Genomic DNA, 6,426 nt, shown 5'->3' with positions numbered 1-6,426 from the left:
AGTTAGTTATTGTAAAACTACCTGTTGCAACTGAACATGTTGGATGAGTAACTGGGCTAACAGTTGGAACTGCTGGCGTTACTGGTTGCGCATTAATAGTTACATTAACTGGCGCACTTGTACATCCATTAGACGTAGAAGTTACAGTATAACTTCCAGCCGTTACAGTTACTAATCCAGTTGCTGTTGGTCCTGAAACTACAGTTCCTGTTGGCGACGTAATTGAGTAAGTATTAGCCGAAGAATAATTAGTAATTACAAAAGTACCATTAGCTACTGAACAAGTAGGTTGTGTTACACTTCCTATTGTTGGTGTAGCTGGTGTAGCTGGTTGTGCATTTACAGTAACACTTACTGATGCACTTGTACATCCGTTTGCACTCGCTGTTAATGTATAACTTCCAGTTGAAGCAGTAACAACTCCTGACGCATCAATTGTTGGACCTGCTGGTACAAATGTGTAAGTATTGGTTGCATTATAGTTAGTTATTGTAAAACTACCTGTTGCAACTGAACATGTTGGATGAGTAACTGGGCTAACAGTTGGAACTGCTGGCGTTACTGGTTGCGCATTAATAGTTACATTAACTGGCGCACTTGTACATCCGTTAGCATTTGCAGTAATTGTATATACTCCTTCAGTTACTGTTACTAAACCTGTTGCTGTTGGTCCTGAAACTACAGTTCCAGTTGGCGACGTAATTGAGTAAGTATTAGCTGAAGAATAATTAGTAATTACAAAAGTACCATTAGCTACTGAACAAGTAGGTTGTATTACACTTCCTATTGTTGGTGTAGCTGGTGTAACTAGCATTGGCTGAACACTAAATGGTGCTGAAGGCAATGAAGTACAATTTCCTGCTACGGTAGCTGCTGTTACTGTGTAGCTTTGTCCTGCAAGCATACCTGTAATAGTACCTGCTGCTCCTACAGTTGGACCTGATGGCGCAAATGTATATACATAAGTTGCATTATAGTTTGTAATAGAAGCTGTGCCTGCTGCACTACATGTAGCTACTGTAGTAGATACGGTTGGTGTAGCCGGATTTGCAACTCCTGTTACTAAAGTGATATTATTAACACTGTTAGCACATGAAACACCTGCTACTCCTGGATGAGAATAATTAAAAGTAAAATCTCCAGTTCCGTTGATGGTTACAAATGCTGTACCGTCTGCATTGTTTTGAGTAATAACTGCATTTGGTGAATTTGAAGTCCAAGTTCCACCTGCTGGTGTTGCATTTAAAGTTGTTGCACCTCCTACACAAACAGTACCTGGTGTTGCTGGTAAAATTGTGATAGAAACGGGTCCATTTACAACGATTGTACCTGTAGCTGATGCTAAACCACAATCAGGTATTAAAGGAATAGAATAGTTGTAAGTTCCCATTGATGTTGGTGTACCACTTATAGTTATGGTGTTAGAAGAGAAACTAGCTGTTACTCCAGTAGGTAAGCCTGATGCTGCTCCAATTCCTGTTACTCCAGTAGTTGTATGCGTTATATCTGGTGATATAGATGTGTTTACACATAAAACACGAGTTGCATTCGATGAAGCTGAACTATTAGGCGTAACAATAATAGTTCCAGTAGCATTTATTGAACCACAACCTCCTGTTAAAGGAATTATGTAATTGAAAGTTCCTGCAACAGTTGGAGTACCAGTTAATGATATAGAATTAGATGCCCAACTAGCGGTTACTCCTGTTGGTAAACCAGTTGCTACACCAATACCAGTTGCACCTGTTGTAGTATGTGTTAATGCAGGAGATATAGCTGTATCAATACACATTGTACGAGTAACGTTACTTGAAGTAGTATTGTTAGGTGCGACAGTTAAACTATAAGTAGCTGTAGCAGCTGTACAAGGTGCTCCATTTGGGTTATTTGTTGTTACAGTAATTGTAACAACATTACCTGCATCACCAGCTCCTGGCGTATAAGTAAAACTGAATGGTGAACTTGAAGCTGATGCTGTAACAGTACCTAAACCATTTGAAGATATAGTTACCGCTGTGGCACTTCCTCCAAAAGTATTTCCACTAACAGTTATTGGTGTGCTAACACATGTAGAACCACTCGTAGCACTTAAAACAATAGTTGGTTGATTTATACAATTAACTGCATATTCCAAAACAACCATGCCATTACCACCTGGAACTGTTGGATCACCCGTATTACCATAACCCCCAACTCCGACTCCAGAAACATAATGAACATCGGAAGTCATTGGAGGAATAGTATTAGCAATAGATTCTACATAAGATGTACCCAACATACTCCCTCCAGTAACGACAGAAGAAATATATCCAGCTCCTCCAATAGAAGCAGGCTGTGAAAAACTTGAATAAACAGCTGAGTTATTACCTCCTCCATATCCTCCTCCAGCACCAGCCGACTGTTCACCATGTCTAGTAACACAATCTCCATCTCCAGAAGAACCATTAAAAGTACTATTATAAGGAATTGTTAAAGAATTTCCTGGTTGACCAGATAATATAGCATATTCACCAACAGTTCTTTGTGTCATAAGTCCACCTGAACCACCGCCACCTGCAATAAGCAAAGCTCTAGCATGTGATGTATTTGTAATGGGTAAATTATCAGTAAATATACCACTCAAACCTCCACCAGAAGCATCATTACCTCCACTACAAAAACCACTAGAGCTAACGCCGTCAGCACCACCAAAACCATAAGATGTCCCTCCAAGTTGCAATCCTCCTTGCCCAACCATAATTTTCAAAACTTGACCTGGTGTAACAGGAATGGTTCCCATTGTAAAACCACCTGCCCCTCCTCGAGCAGGGTTTACTGTTTCCATCGAACCTCCTGCTGCCCAAATTTTTACATAAATACTATATACGCCGGCAGGAACAGTAAATGTTTGATCGCTTCCTGTATAACTATATCTTAAAGCATTAGAATAACCAGCCTCTGGCGTAACACTTGTCTGTGCACTTGCATTTATAAATGAAAGTAAAAAAAGAAACAAAAATGCCATATAATTTGCTTTTTTGCTTATAAAATCAAACACAATTGATTTTATAGTACTTCTTGAACTATTCACTTTATCACTATCAGTCAAAACAAAACTAACCTTGTTAGATTTGTTTTCGCTCATATATATATTATTTGTTTTCATAATATTAATTTTCAATTCTCTAAGTTTAATCATAAGAGAATTGTTTTAATTTTAGTAAAAGGTTCTACGCTCATTAGGTTATTAAGACCCACTGCAATTTCGCCTGAATTAGATATAAATTGTGAAGTATACATATTAATGTAGGCATCTATAGATGGTCCATTCAAATTCATAACAACAGAAGTTAAAACTGTCCTATCTATAGTAAATTCCATAAACTGACCTGGCACAAGTGCTGCAGGTCCTACTAAAAGATTTGGTGCATTTGCAACTCCGCCATTATCTGCAATGGTGAGTGCTGCTGTTCCTGCTGCTTTGGCAACAGACCCCGTAACATATTCTACCCCTGTGGGTAGTTGTACCGTTACGCTTGCCCCGGATGTAGATGCTGCGGCAACGTCTAAACGCACTCTTAAAAGTGAGCTGCCGTTGGCTACAATTACATTCCTTGGGTTTTGAGTAGGTGCGACAGCATGGTCAGGAAAACTGACAATGAAGGATTGAGCAGAAACATTCAAGCCAACCATAATGGTAAGCAAGAACAGCAGTCGCTGCGTCCATCGCAAAAAATAATTGTTTTTCATAAAAAAAATAATTAGGGTTAGAATTTTAAATTTTTGTCAAATTTTATTTGTAGGCTTTTTTTGAGTGCTAAGCCAAATGCACTTTTTAATTCTTTTATTTTATAAAAGCTATAAAATAAAATGGGGTAGCACTACAATGCGCCTCCTGGGGAGTGGATTAAAAAAGTAGCTATATAGAGAGTTAATTATTTTAGGGGTAATTAATAAAGAAAAAAAAACCACCACACAGCTTAAAAAGCCCTTAAATACAATATAGTAGCAATTGTATATAGTATCCTTATGGATATATCTATCAAAAGCTGTATAAATACGCAAAGTATTACGGCGGGGTAGAGCCATTTTTCTAGATTGAGAAATTATATAACAAAGGTAAAAGGTTGTAAACGAAGTATTTGTAGTACATTAAATGGTGTTAAAGTAGAACTTGTACTACTTTTGTGGTTATTTAAAATAAAATTAATTTAGAGGAATTTGTTGTAACCAGTAATTTTTGCTAATTGTCATTTCGAGGAAGAAGAAATTTTGGTTTAGGCGAGCTAAATCAAATAAAAAAAATATCTTATATGTCCACTAGTTCTTTAGACACTTTTCTCAAATAATTTGGGCTTAAACGCAAACTATTCAATTTCAAAAAGTATTAAATTGTTTAAAAAAAGTGGAGCTATTTGTAATTAGTACCCCCTCAAGAATATTAATAACACTATGCTCCACTTTAAATTACTAAACATAAAATAATTAAGAAGCCTTAATCTAACTAAAATTTAACAAATTGTTTTTTCTAAATATTTTTCTAATTCTTCATAGGTGTAAAAAGTAAATGTTTTAGTTAAGCTTAGTTTTTTAATCAAATAGACACTTGTAATCACTAAAAGGGTTTGAATATGTTTTTCTCTCATAACTAAATAGTCAACAAAGTCACTTAAATCATTTACTATATAAATAATTTCTTTCTGTTCAATTTTATGGTCTGTTGAAACAAAACACAAATTAATTTTTTTATTTACCGAAAAATTACTTAGTAATTTAGAAACATAATATGCCGAAGAATCAAAAACATAGTAAGTTTTCATTAGGTTCTATTTTTTATTTTCTGATGTGGCAGAAATATATTCAATTTGGATTGGGCTTTCATATTTTGGAAAACGTAAATTTTCTTTTTGCTTCCAAATAGCATATACAGAATATTGAACAGTTCCATTACTTGCGCCACCAAGATCTTCTAATATAAAAGATTTTTCATCTTGATTACGAGTTATTTTTATAGCACCCATTGTGTTTTCACCACCTTGTACAAAAACTTTAAAAGGTTTTGAATCAGAGATACAATCTACAAAAAGAGGGTCTAATTGTACTATAGCTTTTCCATTCACTAATTCAACTTCGCCAATATCAAAAAACCAGTTTTCGGGTGCTTCTGGTGCAAACAATATTCTTTCGCCATCTCTTGTAGGCATGGTTGTAGAAACAGAAGTAGAACCTGTGCCAAGAACCTTGTAATTTACACCTCCAATTCGTGCGCCTAAATAAACGGTTCTTGCAGTAGAAGTTTCGTTAAAATTACCAATAAAAGCAGCTCTGTCTACAGCTCCATTACCAGATATTGTGGCATTTGCAAATACCCCCCATTGTCTTCCAGAAAAAGAACCACCACCACCTTGAGCTAAAGTAGAAATTGCAACATTGTTTCCAGCGCCTAATACACCCCAGCCACTTCCAGCTGTGCTTCCAAATCCTATTAACCCCATACTACTTCCTGTAAAAGCACCACCAGAGCCGGCTGCCATGTATGAAGGTGTTAAATTATTTCCAGCACCAATTATTCCGGTACCACTTGCATTAGTATTACTGCCAATTATTGCAAATCCAGTAGCTCCAGTTGCAGCACCATAAACACCAACACCATTTGCGCCAATTGCATATCCATTAACGGCATATTCATTGGTTAATCCGTAGGATGAAAATCGGTCTCCAGCAATTGCAGTTGTACTTCCTACAACCATTCCACCATTTAATATTCTTGCTCTTTCACTACCGTTTGTAGAAAAATTTAAAACATCTGCACCAGAACTCCAAATACCTGTATTAGAGTCTGCTTGAAAAGAATAAGTTGGGGCAGTCACACTTCCTAAGGAATAAGATTGCAATTGACCATTATTGGTGTTAGAAATATTCCATCTATCAACATTATTGGTTTTTATTCTAACATCAGTTGCATCAGATGTTCCGATGTAGTTGGTGCCAGCGGTTGTTCCAGAATTACCAGTTAAAGACCAGTTAGTATTTGTACCTGTATTTATTTTTTGCCAAACTGCTCCGTCATAATAGTAAAATCCAACAGTTGTAATATTAATAGCTGTAGAAGTTGCTGAACCAGTTGTTGTTTCAGTAACATATATTAAAGTAGAAACAGGAACTGTTGCCATAGACATTGCTCTTTCACGAGTAACTCTAGGAATTAAAATACCGTCTACATTAGTGGTCGTTCCGGTAGGGTTAGCAGCTTCAATGTCTAAAGTAGCGTCAGGAGATGTTGTTCCAATTCCAACCTGTGCTTGCACATAAAACGTCGAGGTTATTAAGAATAAAAATAATGCTCTTTTCATGATGATTGTTTTTTAGTTTGCTTTTAATGACTACTATCTTATTTATTAAATAGTTACGCATTTTTGATGAAGATAAAATCAGTCATTAAAAGCA

The 6,426-nt window shown here is 36.3% G+C and carries 4 protein-coding genes; all 4 read right to left on the bottom strand.

The features are described from left to right. On the bottom strand, positions 1–3,178 hold a 3,178-nt coding region (locus UEQ13_RS07825), incomplete at its 3' end, for a beta strand repeat-containing protein (protein WP_329805790.1). Beyond that, entirely contained in the window at positions 3,175–3,729 is a 555-nt protein-coding gene (locus tag UEQ13_RS07820; protein WP_329805789.1) for a hypothetical protein, read from the bottom strand. The genes UEQ13_RS07820 and UEQ13_RS07825, both read right to left, overlap by 4 nt. 761 nt (positions 3,730–4,490) lie before the next feature. Continuing rightward, positions 4,491–4,799 (bottom strand): hypothetical protein, encoded by a 309-nt coding sequence (locus tag UEQ13_RS07815; protein ID WP_329805787.1) that lies wholly within the window; start codon positions 4,797–4,799, stop codon positions 4,491–4,493. A 6-nt stretch (positions 4,800–4,805) separates the two neighbouring features. Then, a complete protein-coding gene (locus UEQ13_RS07810; RefSeq protein ID WP_329805786.1) occupies positions 4,806–6,332 on the bottom strand; it encodes a hypothetical protein in 1,527 nt (508 codons plus the stop codon). Positions 6,333–6,426: the final 94 nt, after the last annotated feature.

Source organism: Flavobacterium facile (assembly GCF_036321945.1).
Classification (GTDB): domain Bacteria; phylum Bacteroidota; class Bacteroidia; order Flavobacteriales; family Flavobacteriaceae; genus Flavobacterium; species Flavobacterium facile.
This window is presented reverse-complemented; position numbering and strand designations above follow the sequence as displayed.

Coding starts and splice junctions, on each gene's coding strand:
- UEQ13_RS07820 (WP_329805789.1), bottom strand. CDS start 3,729: ATGAAAAACAATTATTTTTTGCGATGGACGCAGCGACTGCTGTTCTTG.
- UEQ13_RS07815 (WP_329805787.1), bottom strand. CDS start 4,799: ATGAAAACTTACTATGTTTTTGATTCTTCGGCATATTATGTTTCTAAA.
- UEQ13_RS07810 (WP_329805786.1), bottom strand. CDS start 6,332: ATGAAAAGAGCATTATTTTTATTCTTAATAACCTCGACGTTTTATGTG.